The following is a 21,667-nucleotide window of genomic DNA, read 5'->3' as shown; positions in this document are numbered from 1 at the left end:
TCTAGGAGGGAGCGCTGGTCCTTGAATGCCGGGCGTTTCCGGCATTTTTGAAGGGCCATGGAAATTCGGTTGTAGCAAAAATCCTACTCCGCAGATTACGTGTGCATTGGCCTTCACACGGTGGAGTATTTGCCTACAACCTTTCCGGACTGGTCTGTTTTTTACGGATCAGAAACTCATCTGCCACTGCCCAATCACCCCATGATTGCGGCTGTTGCTCCCCATCTCTCCGCTGTACCCAATCCCCACCGAATGCCGCGCCGAAATGCCCAGGTCCAGCCCGGCTTCCAGCACCAGACTGTCACGGTCCAGTGAACTGCCATCAACGCTGAACGCCGTTCCCCCGACCACAAAAGCCTGACGCGTCGAGTTACTGACATCGCCATAGGTGTGCTTCCAGCCTGCGGTCATACGGGGCGTCAGGCTCATACCGTTCTCCAGCGAACTCAGGTGCGCCAGGCGCAGGCCGAAGGTGCTGCTGAAGTTGTCCTGGGTTTGTTTGTCGACTTGAAGGGCGGCGCCGCCGCCTTTTTCCTGGTAGCGGTCGCGGTGATAACGCTGGTAGCCGAGGTTGGCAAACGGCTCGGCACTGAGTCGACCGCTGCCCATTGCGTAGCCCAGTTCGGCGAAGGCCTGTTGGCTGTCGGCGTCGTAATCGCCTTTTGGGCGGTCGCTGAAGCCGTTGAAGGCCACCGTGCGTTTGCTTTCACCTTGATGACCGCTGTACGCGGCACCAAGGCGCAAAGCGAAGGGACCGCTTTGGCGCAAGGCATAGACGCCGGCGTGCCAGCTCTCGACATTGCCATCGACTCCCGTGGCATCCAGATCTGTTTTCGAATAACCGCCCAGAACACCCAATCGCCATTGTGGATTGAGCGTCCAGTCGGCCCCGAGCACGCTGCCTTTGGTGCGCTGCTCCAGGCCGCTGCTGCCATGCTCGCCATCGAGCTTGCCGTAGCCGCCGATGGCTTGCAGCCAGAGTCGGCCTTGGGCGTTCGGGTCATTGAGGTTGCGGGCTTCGGAGGGAACGCCAGCGGCGGCGAGTACTGGGGTGTCGCGCTGATCCAGGCCGACCAGCAATCCTGGACCACCGCCCATTTGCTGCATCGCCGACAGCATGCTGCTGCCGATCTGGCTGCTGGCGCTGAGGGTGGCGCTGGTCAGGTTAGCGTTGCTGGCGCCGGCGAGTTGCTCGATCGCCGCGCCGGCCGTGGCGCTGGTGGTGTTCAGCAGTGCGTTGTAGAGCGCGTTGTTTTTGCCCATCGAGGCCAGGCTGTTGGCGGCGTTGCTGCCGTTACCCGTGACCGCGAACTGGTTGAAGGCGACATCGTTGCGCGTGTAGGTCAGGTCGACTTGTGTCGGGGTGTAAGCGAGGGTCGGCGTGATGAACGCGTAGTCGCTGGTGACCTTGCCGAAGGTGCCGTTGATGCTCGCGGCTTGCAGGACGGTGTAGTGGCTCTGCCACGGATAAGTGCCGCTGCCAGGGTTCACCGCCAGGGTTGAGCCGTTCAGGTTGGCTAAGCCGCCGACCTGGAGCGGCGCGCTGCTTCCATCGGCATTGACGCCGTAGGCCAGGGTCGCGCCGCTGCCCATGGTCAAGTCGTGGGTGATGGTTGCTGTGCCGAGTTGAGTGTTGGTCCGTAACGTCCCGTTGACCAGCAAGTTGCCGACCGAACCACCACCGGCATATACACCGCCCGCATCGACGGTCAAAGTGCCAGCGATGCCGCCTTGGTTGATCAGCGTTGCACCATTGCGCACCGCGCCGCCGTCGCTGAAATCACCGCTGCCGGTCAGCGTCCAGGCCCCGTGCCTGACCTCCAGCCATTCGAAGTTGCGACTCGCACCGAAATGGCCGCCCGCCGCGTCGTCCATCACCACGCGGTCGTCACCGCTGCCGCCGTCGACCATGCCGACGAAGCGGCTGCCATTGCGCACTGTCAGGTTGTCGTTGCCGCCACCCAAATCCAGCGCCAGGCCATTGCTGCCGCTGATCGTGCCGCCGTTGATCACGCTGTCATCGAACCCGCCGACGAACTTCACGCCGAATCCGTCGAGGCCCTGAATGGTGCCGAAGTTTTCCAGCGTGGTCGCGGCCACGCCCGAACCGCCGCTGCCGTCGTCCACCAAAATGGCGCTGTTGGCGCCGCTGATCAGCGCCCCGTTGGCGTTCAATACATAGCCGCCACCCAACGCGATGCCTTCGCTGCCGTTGGCGAACCCCCCTTTATCGACACCGCCGGCACCGACACCTTGAATGGTGCCGTAGTTTTCGATGTGGGCGAGCTTGTCGATGTCCACGCCATCACCGTCGCCATTGGGTTGCAGGCCCGAATAAGCACCGGTAATCGTGCCGTGGTTGATGACGGTGCCGTCGCCATCGGAGCCGAAGCCCGAGCCATTGCGGCCGGTGATTTGACCGTAGTTGGTGAGTGTCGCGCCCAGGTCAGTGGTGATGCCATGGCGGCCACCGGAAATGCTGCCGTAGTTGGTCACCGTCACGCCGGTCGCGGTGTCGATGTCGATACCGTCGAATTTGTTGTCAGCGATTCGAGCGTCGCCGGTAGAGATCTCGCCATAGTTGGTGATTATCGCGTTGGCGCCGGTCTTCATGCCATCGCTGGCGTCCCCGCGAATCAACCCGCCTGCGCGGTTGATGATCGTCGTTTTGACCCCGGCACTGCGCAGCGCATCCAGGTCCAGCCCTTGGCCGGTGGTCGAGCGGATAATGCCGCTGTTGTCGATCAGCAAGCTGCCGCTGGCGAAGTTGCTGTCGATGCGCAACGCGTCGTTGAAACCGAGAATCTGCCCACCCGCGCGGTTATAAATGCTGTAGTTGCGTGCCTGAGTCAGGTCACCGCTGCTGTCGATCGCCCGGCCGCCGGTCGAGATGATCCTGCCCGAGTTATCGATCACCACACCCACGCCGCTGGTGCCGTCTTTCAGGCTCACTGCCTTGCCAGCGTTGGTGATGCTGCCCGACGCCGAAATCGTCAGCGTGTCCGCACCGCCAAGGGTTTGCGCAGTGGTGGTCGGCGTGTCGATCTGCACATTCTTGAAGGGTGCGGCGTGGGCGCCGGTGCTGATCAACAACGCGATGCTGAGTGCCAGGCGCTGGGGGGAGAAGGGCATGTGAGACGGCCTTTTTGTTATAAGCGGGCCGTCTGGTATAGCGGAGGGTTTTTACAGAATGATGTCTGCGCGCCCCCTGTATCTGCATTATTTTGCATTCTAAAACGGCTAATCGTGAGGTATCTGCATTTTAATGCGTTTAAGCGTAGGCCTGGAGCTTCACAAACGCACTATAGTGCACTCAAGGCTTAAGAAATCCTCAAGAAATGCATTTATGCAGGTGCTGATGGCATGTACGACCTGACTTTACAGATTTTCATTACAGGGAAATGGCACGACGCCATGGTCTTGAGCTTCGACAGCCCTGAAAAAGGATTCGAAAGTCGATGTAACTTCGGCTACGCAACACCTTATCTCATCGAAAATATTGAGGACATCGGAGCTCCATTTGCCAAGGCGGTGAGTGCCAGGTTTCCCCTTGAATGGGAGGGCAAGCGATCCAATGCACCAGCATTTCTGCACGATATTGCTCCTTCCGGTGCAGCCAAGAGATTTCTTCTGGCGCGCATAGGTCGCGACAAGCCTGCTGATATCAGTACTGATCTTTATTTAGTGGCCAGAAGCACTCCGGCACCGATTGGCAATATGCGCATAAAGGAGTCCGTCGAGGCGGTAGATCAGCGTGAGGCTATAGGGTTTAAACGCCAAGAGGTCATTAGTCGTGATAACCGGTTTCTCGAATATGCCTATGAGCAAGGCGCCGCTATTGGTGGAGCAACGGGGGCGGGTGGCGAGGCGCCCAAACTTTTGTTAGTTCAGGGTAAGGATGGAAATTTATACCCGGACGCAGTATTGGACGACGCAGACGTTACCCAGCACTGGTTCGTGAAGTTCTCTCGCAACAAAGGAAACAGGAACGATCAAGATATCCTCAGAAGCGAATACCACTACTACAAAGCACTACAGAAACTAGACATCGAGACGGTGGCAGAACAGGGCTTGGCGTTGGAAGAGGCGACCAAACCTAGTTTGTGGATGCAGCGTTTTGACCGACAAGTAACCCCTCAGGGGGTCGAGCGTTTTGCCGTGGAGTCGATCTATTCTTTGGCGCAAATAACCACGCCCGGTAGCGCAATGGACCACATGGAGGTTATCCGGCTACTTGCGAGACTCTGGCGTGAAGCGGGGCAGACGGACCAAATCCCGAATCTTGTTGCTGACTACCTGCGTCGGGATCTGATCAATAAAATCCTCGGCAACTCAGATAACCATGGCCGCAACACCGCAATCCTTCGGGACACAGCTTCGTTTCGTTTAGCACCGATCTATGATCTGGCGCCTATGGTGATGGACGACGAAGGTGTGACACGCACTACCAAATGGCCAAAAGAGCTGGAGAGAGCGGGTGACGTTGATTGGCGTGGCGTATGTCGAGCATTGGCTGACATTGCCGATCCAAATGATCCATTAGCTGCGGTGAGTGACGCGTCGAATTCTTTCGAACGATTGCGCGAGGATGCCAAACATCTGGCAGCACTCCCCGACATTTTGACCGCCAGTGGCTTGCCCGACGAAACAATGAATCACCCGCGAATTGCCTTGAAAAATCTGGAGCAGCGTTTGAAAGAGTGGGACCTGAAATGAGCATGACCGTGGCCGAGCGTACTGTACTCATTGAAAGTATCCAGGAAGGGCTGGCTCAAGGCACTCTTGAGATAGGCGAGGCAGTTCGTCGATTACGAGTAGAGGCCACAGGGCTGCACCAGACCCAATTCGCAAAAATGTGCAAAATTTCGGTGCGCACGCTGGTACATATCGAGCATGGGGAAGGGAATCAAACGTTGAAATCGCTGAATGCCGTGTTCAAGCCGTTTGGACTGAAGATGGGTGTAGTGCGGATTCGGCGAGACTTGAACTAAGAAAACTCAAGCTCCGCTATTGCTTAATGGGTGTAGCAACGGATTGAAGTTGCGGGTATGGGCTTCATTCATAAATGCGCCTGCATTTCGCCAATGTTGATTGAGGACGGTTGTGATACTTCAGGTTCGCTGGGCTGGAGGCGGGATTTAGCGAGGCGTTAATGAACATCCAAAACTTCGCGGGCGATCCGGCTCGCTCGCGAAGACGTCAGTACAATCGACGAATTAACTGCGGCACTCAGCCAGTGTTTTCACCTGCCCGGACTCCGTCTGGTTTTCATCGGATAGCCACTGCTCAAACCCCGCGCCAATCGCCGGCCATTCTGAATCCAGAATCGAATACCACGCCGTATCCCGGTTCTGTCCCTTGACCACCATGTGCTGACGGAACACGCCTTCAAAACTGAACCCAAGCCGCTCGGCCGCGTACTTGGAGCGGGCGTTGCCGTTATTGCATTTCCACTCCAGGCGCCGGTAGCCCAGTGCAAAGGATTCCTTGGCCAGCAAGTAAACGGCCTCGGTGCTTTTCGGCGAACGCTGCATCGGCGCGCCGAAGGTGACGTGGCCGATTTCGATGCGACCTTGGGCGGGGACGATCGACATCAGACTCAGGAGGCCCTGTACATCACCGCTGGCACGGTCGATCACGCTGAAGAAATACGGGTCGCTGTTGGCCGCATGGTTGTTCAGCCAATCATTGAAAGCGCTACGCTCCGGGAAAGGGCCGTAAGGCAGATAGTCCCAGAGTTTCGGGTCTGATCCCGGGCCTTGCAGGGCTTTCCATAAACCCTCGGCGTGACGCGACGGGTCGAGTTTTTCCAGGCGGATGAAACGCCCTTCGATGGTTTGAACCGACGGCGCCGGGGCGCCTTTCCAGTCTGCGAGTGAAGTCGACATAGTGTTCTCCTTGAACCTTAAAGGGCTTTGCGAAACTGGATGAAACCGGGGCGTTCGGCGATGCGCTCGTAGAGCTGGATCGCGGTGGCGTTGGTTTCGTGGGTCAGCCAGTGGACCTTGCAGCAACCATCCGCTTTGGCGGTGGCGTACACAAATTCGATGAGCTTGCGGCCGATGCCGGTGCCCCGGGTTTGCGGCGTTACCAACAAGTCTTGAAGGTAGCAGGAGTTTTCGATACTCCAGTTCGAGCGATGGTAGATGAAGTTCACCATGCCGACCGCCTTGCCATCGACCCAGGCTAACGCCGAGTGAGTCGGTTCATTCGGGTCAAGCATGCGCTGCCAGGTGCTGTCCGTGACCGCCTCGGGCAATTCGGTGTTGTAGAAGCGCAGGTAGGCTTGCCACAGCGGCAGCCAGGCGGCGTGATCGTCTGCGCTGACCGGGCGAATTTCAATCTGACTCATGTTCATTCCTTAACGCATCAAGTGGGCGAGGGCCTGGTCATGCACATCAGGGCTGGCGGCGAGCCCCTCGCGCGCACCGGCGATGTCTGCAGCGCTGCGGTTCTGACTGAGCTTGCGCTTGCCTTCCAGGCGCTGGATCGGCAGGGCAAACCCGACGATGGCTTTGAGCATGCCGTCGATGTAGTCGGCGGGCGCGTCGGTGACTTTCCACGACTGCTGGCGACTCGCTTCGTGACGATCGGTCAGCGCACTCACCAGGTTGAGCAGGCGATCGGCCTCGGTGAACACGTTGGCGGTTCCGTAAGCGTGCACGGCGACGTAGTTCCAGGTCGGCACGACTTTGCCGTGCTCGGCTTTGCTCGGGTAAAACCCCGGGCTGACATAAGCGTCGGCACCGGCAAAAATCACCAGGGCTTCGGCGCCGTTCTGCAGTTCCTTCCACTGGGGATTGCCCCGGGCGAAGTGGCCGTAGAGGGTGCCATTCGGGCCCTGCTCAGGATTGAATAACAGCGGCAGATGACTGGCTTGCAAACCTTGCTCGCCGTGGGTGACCACCATGGCGAGACGCGTGTCGATTATCTGCTGCTGCAGTTCATGCAAATCTCTGATGGCAAAGCCGCTGGGGTTGTACATGGAAATATTCCTTGGCGAATGCATCCATCCTAGGCAGGCTATTGGTCTGTTGTAAGAGCCATTAATGACCAATTTCATAGGTCCATTGTCATGAGCGAGACGTCGCTTTCGTTGTCCTTCAACCCCGCGGGTATCGAACTCGACCGTCGCCAAGGTCTGAGTCGCCAGCTCTATCAGGCCTTGCGCCTGCGGGTGCTCGACGGACGACTGGCCAGTGGCACGCGATTGCCGGCCACCCGGGATCTGGCGGCGGCGTTGGCAATTTCCCGCAACAGTGTGGTGCGGGCCTACGACCAGCTCTATGCCGAGGGGTTTATCGAGGGGCGGGTGGGTGACGGGACTTACGTCGCGCAATTGCCTCAAACCGCGGCATCCGGGAAAAAATTATCCACAAAAGTATCCACAGGGTTGTCAACAGGGTTACCCACAGCCTTATCCACAAATTGGCTGGATTTACCTGTGATTTCATCCAGTAAAGTTATCCACAGTGGCGCGTTGGGGCGCGTAGAAAAGAACCATTTGGCCCTGCCGCCGAGCGGTCCGCCGCGGGCTTTTCGGGTGGGTGTTCCGGCGTTCGATCTGTTTCCTTTCGAGGTCTGGGCCAAGCTGAATGCCGCTTTCTGGCGTAAACCGGATTTACAGCAACTGTGTTATGGCGATCCGGCAGGGGACGAGCGTTTGCGCGGCATGATCGCCGCGTATTTGCGCAGTTCACGAGGAATGCAATGTTCGGCTGAACAAATAGTGATCACCAGCGGCGCGCAGCAGGGGATTAGCCTTTGTGCACAGCTGCTGGTGGAACCGGGCGATGGGGTGGCGATCGAGAATCCGGGGTATCGGGCGGCAGGTCATGCCTTCGCCGTGGCCGGTGCGCGATTGCATGGCGTGGCGGTGGACAGTGAGGGCATCGACTGCCACGAATTGAATGGTCTCAGCGATTGTCGACTGGCGTATGTCACGCCGTCGCATCAATACCCGACCGGGGTGGTGATGAGCCTGGCGCGACGTCTTGAGTTACTGGCCTGGGCCGAACGTACCCAAGGCTGGATCGTCGAGGACGACTACGATGGCGAATACCGCTACAGCGGCGCGCCACTGGCCCCGTTGGCCGCACTCGACCGGCAGGGCCGGGTTTTGTACGTCGGGACGTTTGGCAAAGTTGCCTTCCCGGCGCTGCGCCTGGGTTACCTGGTGTTGCCACCAACGCTGGTGCAGGCGTTTTCGCAACGTCGAGCGGTGGACGTCCGGCACTCCGAGGTCAGTACCCAAGCGGTCATGGCCGAGTTCATGGCTGCCGGGCATTTCCAGCGGCATATCCGCCGCATGCGTCGCGCGGCCCTGAGCCGGCGCAATACCTTGCTGGCCGGTTGGCCGCGGAATATTCCCGGCATCGGCAGCCTGCCGAGTGTCGCGGCAGGGCTGCATCTGACCGTGGCGGTCGACTCACAGGCCCGCGAGCGCGAACTGGTGGAGCAGGCGGCGAGTGTCGACGTCGAGATCAATGCCCTGAGCGGCTACTGGCTGCCGAATTCGACAGAACCAGTGGACCAGCGCGCGGGGCTGGTCCTGGGTTTCGCGGCGGTGCCCGAGGCGGCCATCAGCGCCGCGCTCGGGCGACTGGAAAAGGTCTGGCGTCCTTAGGTGGGGGCAATGACGAGGCCGGGAAAGCCTCTTGGTGCATCGACGGTAATCAGGCGTCGGCCACTGGAGGTGGTAGATAGATATCGCGGGTAAAAAAAGACCCGCGAATGCAGGTCTCGGGTTCAGTACGGTTTATGACCCTGAGGCCGAGGCCGGTACTTTTGCGAAGAACAGGGACGTCGCCAGTTGCGGGCTGATCTCGCTGCGGTAGATCGAGATCGCCTGGAGGTCGTCGTTGGCGTGGCGGGACTCGGATGCGCCACCCAGCAGTCGTTGTTGCACAGTTTTCAGGTGTGCCGCGGTGAAGGTTTGTGCAGGTGAAGCGGGCTCCGCATAGTGGAAGTGGGCATACCACAGAACACTTTGGTTGCTGTGATCGCGGACCTCATATTCCTCGAGATAGTCTCGTTTACGGCTTTTGAGCAAGCGTCGGCCTGGATTCTTGACGATGTCGACCTGACCTTCGCTTTGCAGCCAGCGGACGCGCTCCGCTGTCGGCGGCTGTAGTTTGGTCATGCTGATTCGCGTGACGCGTCCCTGGTTATACAGCTTGGTCGCCGCGTCGTTTAGCTGCTTGACCAAAACGACGACGGATCCCGGACCGCCCTCGGTGGCATTGGTCGCGACCAACGCTGCGTCGATTGCGCTGGCGGCGTCCTGCAGCCGGTGAGCCTGCTGATGAAACATCTCCTCGATTTCCACGGGGATTCGACGCATCCCTTTTGAATGGGCTTGCGTTCGACGAATGAACGCTTCCAATCCCTCCAGCAACGCCTGCCCTTGAGCGGTGCTTGCACTCAAGTCGGGTTGGAGAACGATGGCGGAAACCGGTGGCGGGGCCACTCTTTCAACCCAGACCCCCGGGGTTTTCTCATGAAAAGTCGAGATGACTTTACCGGTCAACGCCGAGGTCACGTCGATCAGTTCTGAACCGTGTGTCATGGAGTCGGCACGAGGCTGGCCCACCACAGTACCTTTGTAGCGGGTCTTGATGATTCGCTTGGCGGGCGCGGTCGGTGGACGGGAAGGGCCGGGTAGCGGCTCGAGTGCCTTGCGCTCCCGCAGCAAGCTCGCCAGGTGTTTCACGGTACGCTGTTGAAAACCGTCGAGACGTTGGCGCATCACGTCGAGGGGTGGTTGCAGGAACTGACCGGGAAACTCCGTGGGCAGATCGACGATGCGCTGGTCGGTGATCGTCAGTTGCTCCACCAGATCGCTGAGCCCGTCGATCCGATCCGGCAAGTGCAGCACTTCTTCGTCAGCGATCAGGTCCAGTGAGGCCTGAATCGCAAGGCCTGCATTTTCGACAACGCTCTCCAGTGCCTGGCGCGCTTCAGGTGCGGGCTCAACGCTGTTGTCGAGGCACAACTCCTGGCCGAGTGTGATCTGAAACAGTTTGAGGTCCTTTAAATCGAACGACGGCATGTTGGCTTTAACGTCGCGGATAACTTCGATGGCTTCTTTGCCGAGCAGGTTCAGTTGCTCGAAGCACGCCTGTGCCGACTCGATTTTATTGATGTAGCTGGCGGTCAACTCGCCGGTGAGTTGATGGATTTGCCGGGTGGTCTGTGTATTTTCCGTTGACGGGTTGTCGAGAAGATCGAGGGAAAAGCGCATTTGATTGCCGAAAACCGACTGCTGTTGAACGAACCATCTTTGCAGCAGCGACAGCTGGAAATCCAGGCGACTGATCATTGCTTTTCGGTAATTGGGAATCGCCTCGCGAGCATTGAAGGCTTTCATCTGTTCCATGTTGGTGCTGAGGAGTGACATCTGCGCGTCGAGCATTTCAAGGTACACGCGGCGATGGGTGTCGGTGGCGGTCGTCGCCTGGGCGTTTTTTTGAGCTTCCTTGAGCTCTGTTTCGCGGCTTTGGGTCTGGCTTTCGAACGCGATCATTTGCTGTTTCAGTTCAGCCTGGCGTTGCCGGTTTTGTTGCTCCAGCCGTTGTTTCTCCTTGCCTCCGGCCTTGAGCCTCAGCCGCGTATCGATAAACCATTCACCCCTGGCGTTCTTGATCAGCAACGGCCCCGTGCGTGCGGGAGACCGGCGTGAATCAATGATCTGCACATCGTCATTGTCGTTGAGGGTGACCTCGAACCATCGCTGGCCAACCTTCGCATACCATTTTCCCTTGAGCGAACCGAGGTGTTGGCGAAGGCCGGGCTCGCTGGAGGCGGCGGCCATCCCTTTGGGTTCGGCGACGGCCAGTTCATCAAGCAAGACGCCCAGGGATGAAGGCGGCAGCGTGGCGATGGCGTGCATCGCTACCTCATGGGAGGGTGGAGGCTGATTGAGGTCGGGCAGATGACTCACCGTGATGGTGTGCGCAGGCTTGCTTTCGGGTATGACGCGTGGCGGCTCGACCTTCTCGGGCAACCGCGAGACGGGTTTGTTGCGAGTGGCGGCGCGATGAGCCAGCACCATGCCGAGGGTCAACAGCAGATCGGTCAGGGCGGACCAGGCGAGTGAGCTGTCATCGATCTCTGCTGCCTCGGTAATGTCCTGCAAGTCGTCCATGATCTGCCAGATCCACGCAGCCACCCCGGCGGTGCGACCAAGAAAGGGCAGAGCGACATTGAACAGCATCCATGTGCCTTGCTTGAGTGTTGCCCAGCGGGCTTGCGCATTGGACACCGATTGTTGGTCCGCCAAGGTAATCATGGCGTTGGCGTTGGCCTTGAACAGGGCGGCCAGCGGTGTGTCATCAAGGGCTGCTGCACTGAGCGTCACCGTGCCCATCTTGCCCAGGGCTGACGTGGGATCGACCAGCAATTGGGTCAACGTCCAGACCGAAGGCAAATCACCCGAGAACACATACTGGGAATAGTTGAACCGAACATCGTCGGACAGCCAGGCCAGGATCGATTGGCGAAGTGATTTTTCGTGTTTGATGGCATACAGCAGATTGGCCTCGCTCGGGTATTGCATCAACGAGGGGGTGAGCAATGGTCGGTAGAGCAGGCACGGCCCTTGATCGGTGAGCCTGGGGCCGATGACGAACATGTTGGCGACTTCATCGCCTTGGCTGCCGGCGCGATCACCGGTCATAAAGGCCAGCGGTCGAATGACAATCTCCTGCCCGTTTACCCTGCGGTCGGCAGCGTTTTCCAGCATGACGGCGTTAACGTACTGGTAACCACGTTCATCAATACCCGCCTCGCCGCGCATCTTCTGTTGCAGCGCCTGCAAGGGCAGTTGGATACGCAGATGGCGGGTGTAGAGCGTCTGTCGTCGCAACGTTTCTGCCGGGTCGTCAAGCAACTTGCGCTTGATCAGCGCCGGGTAAACCCCACCGATATTGACCTGTGTGACGAGCTTTTCAAGATAGGCAGGGGTCATCCAGATGGGCACTGCGTCGCCGTTTTTGCAGTTCACCGTCTTGTTTCCCAGCGGAACGGCAATCAGGTTTTGCAGCGCCAGCTCAATCAGCGACAGCGTGGTGGTCTGCGTCTTGCCGGGTATCACGACAGCGCCGAGCACCACGACGCTGGTGATGCTGATTTCAATGTCTTGCAGGTCCAGGTCCGCTGCCGCGGGATGATCCTTGATCATCTGCTCTCGCAGGGTCTGCAGCGCAAACGCCGGCAGTGACGCGATGTCCTCGTCGAAGGTTTTTCCAGCGTCCTGTTCCCGCAGCTGTGCCAGGTCCATCAAGTGTCGGCTGTAGCGGGAGAGGTCCGCCGACGAAGCGTTTTTCAGCCAGTCGGTCAGCAACCCCTGAACCCTGTTGAAGCGTGACGACGGCAGGGCTTCAAATTCAGTGAAGCTTTTTGCCGCCGCACTGATTTGTGGCGAAAGAGGTGTGGCAGACGCGCGCTGGACCGCACCGAATGCACCGATGGCTTCGACCTCAAGCGCAATCAGCGCGCAGGCCTGGTGGTGAAAGAAGTTGCCCTCGGGCTCATACAGACGCCATTGCAGGGTCTGCTCGACGCTTGACGTTCCAGGGTGTTTGAACACGGCTTCACCCAGCGCGGCAACCGACTCGTAACGCTTGAACCCTTCGGCAATCGAGTGCGTCAGCACCAGGGTGCGCGTGCCCGATGTGCCCACGAACACGGCGATATCCAGAACGCGCAGGTGTTCGCTGACGGCGTTCTCAAGCCGATCGGTGTCGATCAGGCAGGCCTTGGTCAGGTACTTGTCCTGTGTCCGAGTTGCGCGATCCGGATGATCGAAGATGGCCTGGGCCATGGCTTTTTCATCCGCATCCCAGTCCGAGGCGGGATCGGGGCTCCAGATGTCCTGCAGCGATTTCGCGAGCGAATGCCAGCGCGGCGTCGAAGGGCTTGTCTCCTGGTTCCAGTAATCAAGCTGCTGTTGCTGATAGGCGATGAACAACTGCGGTGCGAGCGCATTGAGCAGGCTGCCGATGGCATCGATTTTCACCGGCAGTTGAGCCTGCGGTTCCGCGCCCGGTTGCAGGGTCAGGAAGTGTTCTCCATCAATGAGCGTCACCGTCGATCCTGACAAACCGAGTCGTACCAACACATCGGTGAGCGATTCAAACACGTTAGGGCCGGGCACTACCTCGGTGCCGGTATCGACCCAGGTCGGGGTGACAACCGTGGCGAGTGTCGGGTCAATCCTCAACTGCGGATACAGCGCGTTGAGCGCAGGACTCAGCGCGGCCGCTGCGACTTCTCTGATCGAGGGGCCGGTGACCAGTTGGGTCAGTAGCTCTTCTGCACTCGGGGCAACGGTTTCGGACATGGTCGTCTCCTGACTGAGAGCGCGCCGCTGCTGATTGCGCAGCGCGGAATCGGTAGAAGGTATCGGGTGGCCACCCGTGTCGGGTGGTACATAAATATCGCAGGCAAAAAAAGACCCGCGTCGCCGCGGGTCTTCGGTTTTCAGTCGGGTATCAGGTCCCGGACTTGATCTTGGTCCAGGCCCGGGTCCGCGCGCGTTCGGCATCGCGCGGCAACGGTTGCAGGGTGTACAGCGTACCCATCGCGGTTTCGGTCGGGTACAGGTTCGGGTTGTTTCGGATCGCCGGGTCGACCAGTTCCGTGGCGTCCTTGTTCGGGTTCGGGTAGCCGACGAAATCGCTGACGGGTGCGATCACCTGGGGTTGCAGCAGGTAGTTGATGAAGGTGTAGGCGTCTTCCGGGTTCTTCGCGCCTTTGGGGATTGCGAGCATGTCGAACCAGATCGGCGCGCCTTCCTTGGGCAGGCGCATGTCGACGACCACACCATTCTTGGCTTCCTTGGCGCGGTTGGCAGCCTGGGAGAAGCTGCCGGAATAACCGACCGCGACGCAGATGTCGCCGTTGGCAATGTCCGCCATGTATTTGGAGGAGTGGAAGTAGGTGATGTACGGACGGATTTTCATCAACAGCGCTTCAGCCTTTTCGTAGTCCGCCGGCTTCTTGCTGTTAGGGTCCAGGCCGAGGTGTTGCAGGGCCAGGGGCAGGATTTCCGACGGCGAGTCGAGCAGGGCGACGCCGCACTGCTTGAGCTTGCTGATGTTCTCTTCCTTGAAGATCAGGTCCCAGCTGTCCACCGGCGCCTTGTCGCCCAGCGCGGCTTTGACTTTGTCCGGGTTGAAGCCGATCAGGATGGTCCCGTACATGTACGGCACGGCGAATTTGTTGCCCGGGTCGTTGCCTTCGAGCAGCTTCATCAGCTTCGGATCGAGGTGGTTCCAGTTCGGCAACTTGCTACGGTCCAGGGGCTGGAACACGCCGGCTTCGATCTGCTTGGCGAGGAACACGTTGGAGGGCACCACCACGTCGTAGCCGGAGTTACCGGTCAGCAGCTTGGCCTCAAGTGCTTCGTTGGTGTCGAAGATGTCGTAGACCAGTTTGGTCTGGGTGTTCTGCGCCTTGAAGTCTTCCAGCGCCTTGGGAGTGATGTAGTCGAACCAGTTGTAGACGCGCAACGTTCGCTCTTCAGCGTGGGCGGCGCCACCGAGTACTGTGGCGCACAGTACCGGTGCGATAAAACGCGTGAGTCTGTTCATTGTTCTAATTCCTCATTGGGCGCTTTCAAAACCTTCGAGAACGTTCACGGCATTGATGCCGATTTCTTCTACCGCGTAGCCGCCTTCCATCACGAACAGCGTCGGCTTGCCGAGCTTCGCGATGCGCGCGCCCATGGCCAGGTAATCGGGGCTGTCGAGCTTGAACTGGGAGATGGGATCGTCCTTGAACGTATCGACGCCCAGGGACACGACGACGATGCCGGCGCCGTATGTTTCGATCTCGTTGCAGGCTTGCTCCAGCGCTGCACTCCAACGGTCCCAGCCGCTGCCAGCCGGCAAAGGGTAGTTGAAGTTGAAGCCTTCACCGGCCCCTTCGCCGAGCTCGTCTTCATAGCCGAGGAAGAACGGGAATTCGGCTTCCGGGTGGCCGTGAATCGAGGTGAACAGCACATCGCTGCGTTCGTAGAAAATCGATTGGGTGCCGTTGCCGTGGTGGTAGTCGACGTCGAGGATCGCGATCTTTTTGTGGCCTTGATCGAGGAACGCTTGAGCGGCGATGGCGGCGTTGTTGAGGTAGCAATAACCGCCCATCAAGTCGCTGGCGGCATGGTGTCCCGGTGGACGGCACAGGGCAAAGGCACTGCGAGCGCCGCGCTGGATGGCGGCTTGCGCGGTGAGGGCCACTTGCGCTGCGCTGTATGCCGCTTGCCAAGTGCCGGCGGTGATCGGCGCGCCGCCGTCGAAGCTGTAATAGCCGAGCTGGCCGTGCAGGCTGGTGGGGATGATCCGGCGCAAGGTGCGGGCTGGCCAGGTGTAGGGCAGCAAATCGCCGTCGGTTTTGAATTCGGTCCAGCGTGCCCAGGCACCTTTGAAGAAGTCGAGGTAGTCGCGGCTGTGGATGCGCGCGATCGGGTCGAGGCCGAAATCCTTCGGCGCTTCGACAGGGCCGAGGTTCTGCGTTTGCACGCGTTGCAGCACATGGTCGGCACGCGAGGGCATTTCGAAGCAGGGCATCAGTTGCCCGTCCATCAATTCACAACGGCCGTGGTGCAGGTGGTGATCGTCCGAGTAGATCGTCAGCATTTCTTGTTCTCCGCAGGCTGATTCGGTTGAACACAGTCTTGCGGCGTAGCGCGATTCGGAGAACGGCAGGAAAGGCCAAAAGGGGATCGATATGGCCAAAAGATCTGACCGGAATTCGCCCTTTATTGGCGCGCAAGTGCCCCGGTGTTGGGCAACCACCTGTAGGCGCGAGACTTGCCCGCGAAGCGTTTGGCGTACTTGAAGACGCTTTCGCGGGCAAGCCTCGCTCCTACAGAGAGTTGGGGGTCAAGGGCGGAACTGACTCGGTGCCACACCACTCCAGCGCACGAACGCATGGCGGAAACTCGCGGTTTCGCTGAAGCCCAGCGCCTCGGCGATCCGGTAGATCGGCAGCTGATCCTCACAGAGCATCTGCTTGGCCAGCTCGAAGCGCAGTTCATCGAGCAATTCCTGATAGCTGCACCCCAGGTCCTTGAGATGGCGGCGCAAGGTGCGCGCCGAGCAATTCATCTGCAACGCCAAACCTTCCAGCCCCGGGGCTGCATTCAGTTGCGCACGAAGCAACTGCCGAATCCGCCCCAACCACGCCTGCCGCCCGGTGAATTCGGTGTTCTGCTTGCGGCAGCGGTCGACCATGGCCTGATGGGTGATGACATCGGCCAGCGGCAAGGGCTGGTCGAGCCAGCGCTTGTCGAATGCGAAGGCGTTATCTCGCGCGTCGAAGTGCAGCGGGCAGTCGAAGTGTTCGGCGTAGCTCGCCCGATAATCCGGCGCCATATGTTCCAGGCGAGCGGCGAGCAATGGCAGCGGGTGCCCGAGCAGGTCATCGCAAATGACTTTTAACGACACCAGGCAGAACTCGGCGTTGAACACGGCCAGCGCCGGGTTCTCTCGATAATCGGCAGCGACGAACCACACACGCTCGCCGTCGACTTCCAGGCTCAACTCGAAAAGTGTTCCCAACAGCGCCGGATAATGCATCGCCAGGCGCAAAGCGTCACCGAAGGTGGCAGAGGTGAGTAGCGCATAACCGAGTATGCCGTAGGACGAAACGTGCATCCGCCGCCCCAGTTCCAGGCCGATATCACGCTTGAGCGCGACGGCGTTGGCACACACCTGCATCTCCTGGTTGGTGGTGATGCGCGTGTCCGCCCGGCTCAGATCCGCCGCGCTGATGCCACTTCCCGCCAGCAGTGCTTCGCTGGACAAGCCTTCGGCCTTGAAGGTGTTGAGCACCAGGGAGACGGCGTTGAGGGTGGTGAGGTGGGAGTGGAGCATGGGAAGTTCCAGCGATTGGATGCTGGAATCGAGCAAGTTGTATGCCGCGAATGAATACTTGTAGGAGCGAGGCTTGCCCGCGAAGCTTTTGGCGCCTTCAAGGACGTCTTCGCGGGCTAGCCTCGCTCCTACAGGTCCTGCGGTGTATCAGACCAGTTCACCGCAAAGGTCGAGCTCGACCAGACGCCGGACTTCAGAGGTGTCCAGCCCGGCACCCAGCAACCCATGCAACTTGCCCAACGCCGCCTCACGGGTCATGCCGCCGCCCGAAAGCACACCCACGCCTCGCAACCGGCTACCGGCCTCGTAGACATCCAGCTCAACGCCACCTTCATGGCATTGGGTGACGGCGACAACAACTACACCTTTGTCCCGCGCCCGCTCCAGAGCGGCGAGAAATTCAGGGTTGTCGCTCGGCCCGGTGCCACTGCCGTAGCATTCCAGCACCAAGCCTTGGATGCCGCTGTTCAGCACGCCATCAAGCTGCTCGGCGCCGATGCCTGGGAACAACGGCAGCACCGCGACTTTCGCCAGTTGCTTGCTCTGGTTGTAATTCAATTGAGCCGGCAGCGACGTGGCCTTCACACCACCGCCCTGACGCTCCAGGCGCTTGAACGGATGGCGACCGAAACTACGAACCTTCGCACAATGAGTCGGGTCCAGCAGTTCGCCGTGGAAATACAGATGAACGCCCGGCGCCAGGCCATGGCCCAGGGCAACCAACGCGCCACTGAGGTTTTCCCAGGCATCGCTGTCGGTCACGCCGGCCGGCAGCATCGAGCCGGTGAACACGACGCGGGCATTCAGGCCGAGCAATTGAAAACTCATCGCGGCGGCGCTGTAGGCGAGGGTGTCGGTGCCGTGCAGGATCAGCACGCTGTCGCAGCCTTGGACATCAACGGCGTCGACCACCGCTTCACGCAGTTGCTGCCAGTACGTCGGGCTCATGTTGGCGCTGTCGATCAGCGGCGACATTTCGCGAAAGCGCCACTGCGGCACGACCACGCCGGGCTGGCTGTGCAGATATTCACGCATCCGCGCTTCGAAACCGGACGCCGGGGCCAGGCCATTGGCGCTGGCTTGCATGCCGATGGTGCCACCGGTGTAGAGCACCATGACGTGCTGGGCGGCAGGGTAGGAGTTGGGAACCATGGGAAAGTCTCCGCAAGAGATGACATGTGGGAGCGAGCCTGCCCGCTCCCACAAGTTGTGCACTTTAACTGACGGGCGCAGAGGATGCGCCCGTCGTTTACCCATCAGCGTTGCGCTGCGGGTACGCCTTGCAGTTCGGCTTCAGCCTTTGGAGCCGCGGCCGGCGGATTGGCTGGCCAGGCGTTCAAGTCCAGGTCCAGATCCGGGAATTTGCTCGAATCGAATACCGGCGTCTTGATCCCGGCGGCACGCTGGTCATCGTAGTCACGCAGGATGCGCATGCCGACCTTGAACAGCAGGAACAGCGCGATCAGGTTCACGAACGCGAGCATGGTCATGGTGATGTCGGCGAAGGCGAACACCGTGCCGAGGTTTTCGATGGCGCCCCAGAAAATCAACACCAGCACCAGCGCGCGGTAGCCAATCAGCGCCTTGCGGTTTTCACCGATCAGGAAGCGCAGGTTGCTCTCGCCCAGGTAGTAGTTGTAGAGGATCGAGGTGAACACGAACAACGACAACGCCACGGAAATGAAGCTGCGGCCCCAGTCACCGACCACGGCGGCCAGCGAGTTCTGGGTCAGGGCAATGCCGTCGCCTTCGAAGCCTGGGGTGTAGAAACCCGAGAGCAGGATCAGCAACGCGGTGCAGGTGCAGATCACGAAAGTATCGAGGAACACGCTGAACGCCTGAACCACGCCTTGTGCCACCGGGTGCTCGACGGAAGCCACGGCCGCCACGTTCGGCGCACTGCCCAGGCCCGCTTCGTTGGCGAAAACGCCACGTTTCACGCCCATGACGATTGCGCTGCCGATCAGGCCGCCGAAGGCCTGGTCCAGACCGAAAGCACTTTTGACGATGGTCATCAACATGCCCGGAACCTGGTCGAACTGCAGCACGATCACATAGATAGTCACGCCGATGTACACCAGGGTTTTCACCGGCACCAGCAGGTCAGCGACCTTGGCGATGCGCTTGATCCCGCCGATGAACACCAGACCGAGCAGCACCGCCAGGGCCAGGCCTGTGTAGGTGGTGTCGAGGCCGAACGCGTTGTTCAGCGAGTGAGTCACGGCGTGGGATTGCAGGCCGTTGAAGGCAAACCCGAAGGTCACCAGCAACAGGAACGCCATGATCATGCCCAGCCAGCGTTTCTGCAGACCGTGCTGGATGTAATAGGACGGGCCGCCACGGTAGGTGCCGTCGGCATCGCAGCGCTTGTAGAGCTGGCCGAGGGAACATTCGAAGAAGCTGCTGGACATGCCGACCAGTGCGGTCACCCACATCCAGAACACCGCCCCCGGGCCACCCAGGGTAACGGCGATGCCGACACCGGCGATGTTACCCGCGCCGACACGGCCGGCGAGGCTGAGCATCAAGGCCTGGAACGAACTGAGTTGGCCGGCGCTGCTTTTCAGGCTGTCGCGGAACACCGCGAACATGTGGAAGAAATGGCGCAATTGAACGAAACGCGAGCGGATCGTGAAGTAGCTACCGAGCCCGACAATGAGCACGATCAGTACTTTCCCTGAGAGGAAGTCGTTAATGACTTCGAGCATGGATTATTCCTCGCTGTTTTTTGTGTAGGCAAATGTTGGGCAGGCAGAAACATCGCGTTACACCGGTGTGCACGTGGCACAACAGTGAGGCGAGTGTTCGTCCCGGGCCCATATCGCAGGTTTGTTATTAGTTCGGGTTTCGCATGGGTTTGGGCCTCGTTACCGACGACCGCTCACGCGAAGAGGGGCGGCACTATACCTAGGAGAGTGCCGTCCGTCTGCACGGTTGTGGTGCAAGCGACGAAACGAAGCCTTTGAAACACCTGACTTTTTGAGCCAGGCCTTTGTAGGCGTGAGCCTGCTCGCGATGCAGGCACCGCGGTATTTCAGTTACACCGCGTTATCGTTCATCGCGAGCAGGCTCACTCCTACAGAAGACGGTTTTCCTTTCAGAAGTTAAAAAAAAGGGCTTGGGGAATAAATCCCCAAGCCCTCAAAAGGTGAGAGGTGTCTAGTCCCTCGACCTGGTGAGCGTGTGGCTCCTGGTGCTCTTCGTTAAAAGCGCAAGAGTCTGCGTTCGGTCAAGCCTTCAAAGGCACCAGACGCGGAGCAATCATGTTTTCCGGGCGCAGGATGTCGGCGAGCATTTCGTCGTCGAGCAAGCCTTCTTCGCGCACCAGTTCCAGCACGCCGCGGCCGCTTTCGAGGGCGATACGGGCGATGCGGGTGGCGTTTTCATAGCCGATGTACGGGTTCAGCGCGGTGACCAGGCCGATCGAGTGCTCGACCAGCTCACGGCAACGCTCTTCGTTGGCGGTGATGCCGACGATGCAGTGCTCGCGCAGCATGTCCATGGCGCGTTGCAGCAGGCGGATCGAGTCGAAAATCTTGAAGGCGATCAGCGGCTCCATCACGTTCAGTTGCAACTGGCCGCCTTCGGCAGCGATGGTCAGGGCCAGGTCGTTGCCGATGATCTGGAACGCTACCTGGTTAACCGCTTCCGGGATTACCGGGTTGACCTTGCCGGGCATGATCGAACTGCCTGGCTGACGCGCCGGCAGGTTGATTTCGTTGATGCCGGTGCGCGGGCCGCTGGACAGCAGGCGCAGGTCGTTGCAGATCTTCGACAGCTTGACCGCGGTGCGCTTGAGCATGCCGGAGAACAGCACGAAGGCGCCCATGTCGGAGGTGGCTTCGATCAGGTCGGCCGCCGGAACCAGCGGTTGACCGCTGATCAGGGCCAGGCGCTGAACGGCCAGGTGCTGGTAACGCGGGTCGGCGTTGATGCCGGTACCGATCGCGGTGCCGCCCAGGTTCACTTCGGTCAGCAGTTCAGGTGCCAGTGTTTTCAGGCGTGCCAGGTCTTCGCTCAACGTGGTGGCGAAGGCGCGGAATTCTTGACCCAGGGTCATCGGCACGGCGTCTTGCAGCTGGGTACGGCCCATCTTCAAGACGTGGCTGAACTCAACACCCTTGGCAGCGAACGCCTGGATCAGGCTGTCGAGGCTGGCCAGCAGCGCGTCGTGACCCAGCAGCAGACCCAGGCGGATCGCGGTCGGGTAGGCGTCGTTGGTCGACTGCGCCATGTTCACGTCGTTGTTCGGGTGCAGGTATTGGTATTCGCCCTTCTGGTGACCCATGGCCTCCAGCGCGATGTTGGCGATGACTTCGTTGGCATTCATGTTGGTCGAAGTGCCAGCGCCGCCTTGAATCATGTCCACCACGAACTCTTCGTGGAAATCGCCGCGGATCAGACGGGCACAGGCTTCGCTGATGGCCGCGTGCTTGGCTTCGCTCAGGTGACCCAGCTCGCGGTTGGCGTCAGCGGCGGCCTGTTTGACCATCGCCAGGCCGACAACCAGCTTCGGGTAATGCGAAATCGGAACGCCGGAGAGACGGAAGTTGTTCACCGCTCGCAGGGTCTGGATGCCGTAATACGCTTGAGCAGGTACTTCGAGTACGCCAAGCAGGTCTTTTTCTGTGCGGAAAGATGCAGCGGAGGACATGATAGAAATCATCTCGATAAGGACCCGGTCTGTGCCGGAACGCTGCAAATGCTAGGCTTGTAGAGAATTTTCGGCCAATGCTGTTAAACACTGGCCTATGCACATTCGGCATAATGCCGGTGTGACGCCGTGTGTG

The 21,667-nt window shown here is 59.8% G+C and carries 14 protein-coding genes; 3 read left to right on the top strand and 11 right to left on the bottom strand.

Features of this window, described 5'->3' with window-relative positions; all coding sequences use genetic code 11:
* Positions 1–168: 168 nt before the first annotated feature.
* Positions 169–3,132 (bottom strand): autotransporter domain-containing protein, encoded by a 2,964-nt coding sequence (locus RHP74_RS30910; protein ID WP_311096965.1) that lies wholly within the window; start codon positions 3,130–3,132, stop codon positions 169–171.
* Between the two features lie 231 nt (positions 3,133–3,363).
* Here RHP74_RS30910 and RHP74_RS30905 point away from each other — a divergent pair, with 231 nt between their 5' ends.
* Together RHP74_RS30905 and RHP74_RS30900 are read left to right on the top strand one after the other, a co-directional pair.
* Entirely contained in the window at positions 3,364–4,716 is a 1,353-nt protein-coding gene (locus RHP74_RS30905; RefSeq protein ID WP_311096963.1) for a HipA domain-containing protein, read from the top strand.
* Positions 4,713–4,991 carry a helix-turn-helix domain-containing protein gene (locus RHP74_RS30900; RefSeq protein WP_083375432.1) on the top strand — a complete coding sequence of 93 codons (279 nt, stop codon included), beginning with the start codon at positions 4,713–4,715 and terminating at the stop codon, positions 4,989–4,991. The genes RHP74_RS30905 and RHP74_RS30900 overlap by 4 nt, the downstream gene beginning before the upstream one ends.
* A 225-nt stretch (positions 4,992–5,216) precedes the next feature.
* Here the strand turns inward: RHP74_RS30900 and RHP74_RS30895 are convergent, their stop codons facing one another.
* Genes RHP74_RS30895 through RHP74_RS30885 form a run of 3 tightly spaced genes read right to left on the bottom strand, consistent with a single transcriptional unit; the run spans position 5,217 to position 6,985 of the window.
* Entirely contained in the window at positions 5,217–5,888 is a 672-nt protein-coding gene (locus RHP74_RS30895) for a GNAT family protein (protein ID WP_311096960.1), read from the bottom strand.
* A 17-nt stretch (positions 5,889–5,905) separates the two neighbouring features.
* Complete coding sequence (locus tag RHP74_RS30890; protein WP_083375434.1) at positions 5,906–6,352, bottom strand: GNAT family N-acetyltransferase; 447 nt, start codon at positions 6,350–6,352, stop codon at positions 5,906–5,908.
* Positions 6,353–6,361: 9 nt separating this feature from the next.
* The gene (locus tag RHP74_RS30885) at positions 6,362–6,985 is read right to left on the bottom strand and encodes an FMN-binding negative transcriptional regulator (protein WP_311096958.1); all 624 of its coding nucleotides are present in this window, start codon (positions 6,983–6,985) and stop codon (positions 6,362–6,364) included.
* A gap of 90 nt (positions 6,986–7,075) precedes the next feature.
* On the opposite strand from RHP74_RS30885, the gene RHP74_RS30880 reads away from it, so the two are divergent.
* On the top strand, positions 7,076–8,626 hold the full coding sequence (locus RHP74_RS30880) for a PLP-dependent aminotransferase family protein (RefSeq protein ID WP_311096957.1): 1,551 nt from the start codon (positions 7,076–7,078) through the stop codon (positions 8,624–8,626).
* Between the two features lie 132 nt (positions 8,627–8,758).
* Here the strand turns inward: RHP74_RS30880 and RHP74_RS30875 are convergent, their stop codons facing one another.
* From RHP74_RS30875 to aspA, 7 genes are all read right to left on the bottom strand, one after another.
* Entirely contained in the window at positions 8,759–13,342 is a 4,584-nt protein-coding gene (locus tag RHP74_RS30875) for a dermonecrotic toxin domain-containing protein (RefSeq protein WP_311096955.1), read from the bottom strand.
* A gap of 151 nt (positions 13,343–13,493) precedes the next feature.
* The gene (locus RHP74_RS30870) at positions 13,494–14,594 is read right to left on the bottom strand and encodes a polyamine ABC transporter substrate-binding protein (protein ID WP_010465352.1); all 1,101 of its coding nucleotides are present in this window, start codon (positions 14,592–14,594) and stop codon (positions 13,494–13,496) included.
* A 12-nt stretch (positions 14,595–14,606) separates the two neighbouring features.
* On the bottom strand, positions 14,607–15,638 hold the full coding sequence (locus RHP74_RS30865; RefSeq protein ID WP_311096952.1) for a histone deacetylase family protein: 1,032 nt from the start codon (positions 15,636–15,638) through the stop codon (positions 14,607–14,609).
* Positions 15,639–15,884: 246 nt separating this feature from the next.
* Entirely contained in the window at positions 15,885–16,877 is a 993-nt protein-coding gene (locus RHP74_RS30860) for an AraC family transcriptional regulator (protein ID WP_311096950.1), read from the bottom strand.
* A 147-nt stretch (positions 16,878–17,024) separates the two neighbouring features.
* The gene (locus tag RHP74_RS30855; protein WP_311096948.1) at positions 17,025–18,029 is read right to left on the bottom strand and encodes an asparaginase; all 1,005 of its coding nucleotides are present in this window, start codon (positions 18,027–18,029) and stop codon (positions 17,025–17,027) included.
* A 104-nt stretch (positions 18,030–18,133) separates the two neighbouring features.
* A complete protein-coding gene (locus RHP74_RS30850; RefSeq protein WP_010465343.1) occupies positions 18,134–19,585 on the bottom strand; it encodes a sodium:alanine symporter family protein in 1,452 nt (483 codons plus the stop codon).
* A 521-nt stretch (positions 19,586–20,106) separates the two neighbouring features.
* Positions 20,107–21,531, bottom strand: a complete 1,425-nt coding sequence (gene aspA / locus RHP74_RS30845) for an aspartate ammonia-lyase (RefSeq protein ID WP_010465341.1) — start codon at positions 21,529–21,531, stop codon at positions 20,107–20,109.
* Between the last annotated feature and the right edge of the window lie 136 nt (positions 21,532–21,667).

This window comes from Pseudomonas sp. SG20052 (genome assembly GCF_031766055.1).
Taxonomy (GTDB): Bacteria; Pseudomonadota; Gammaproteobacteria; order Pseudomonadales; family Pseudomonadaceae; genus Aquipseudomonas; species Aquipseudomonas mandelii.
Note: the sequence above shows the minus strand (reverse complement) of the source record. Positions and strands in the feature narration are given on the sequence as shown.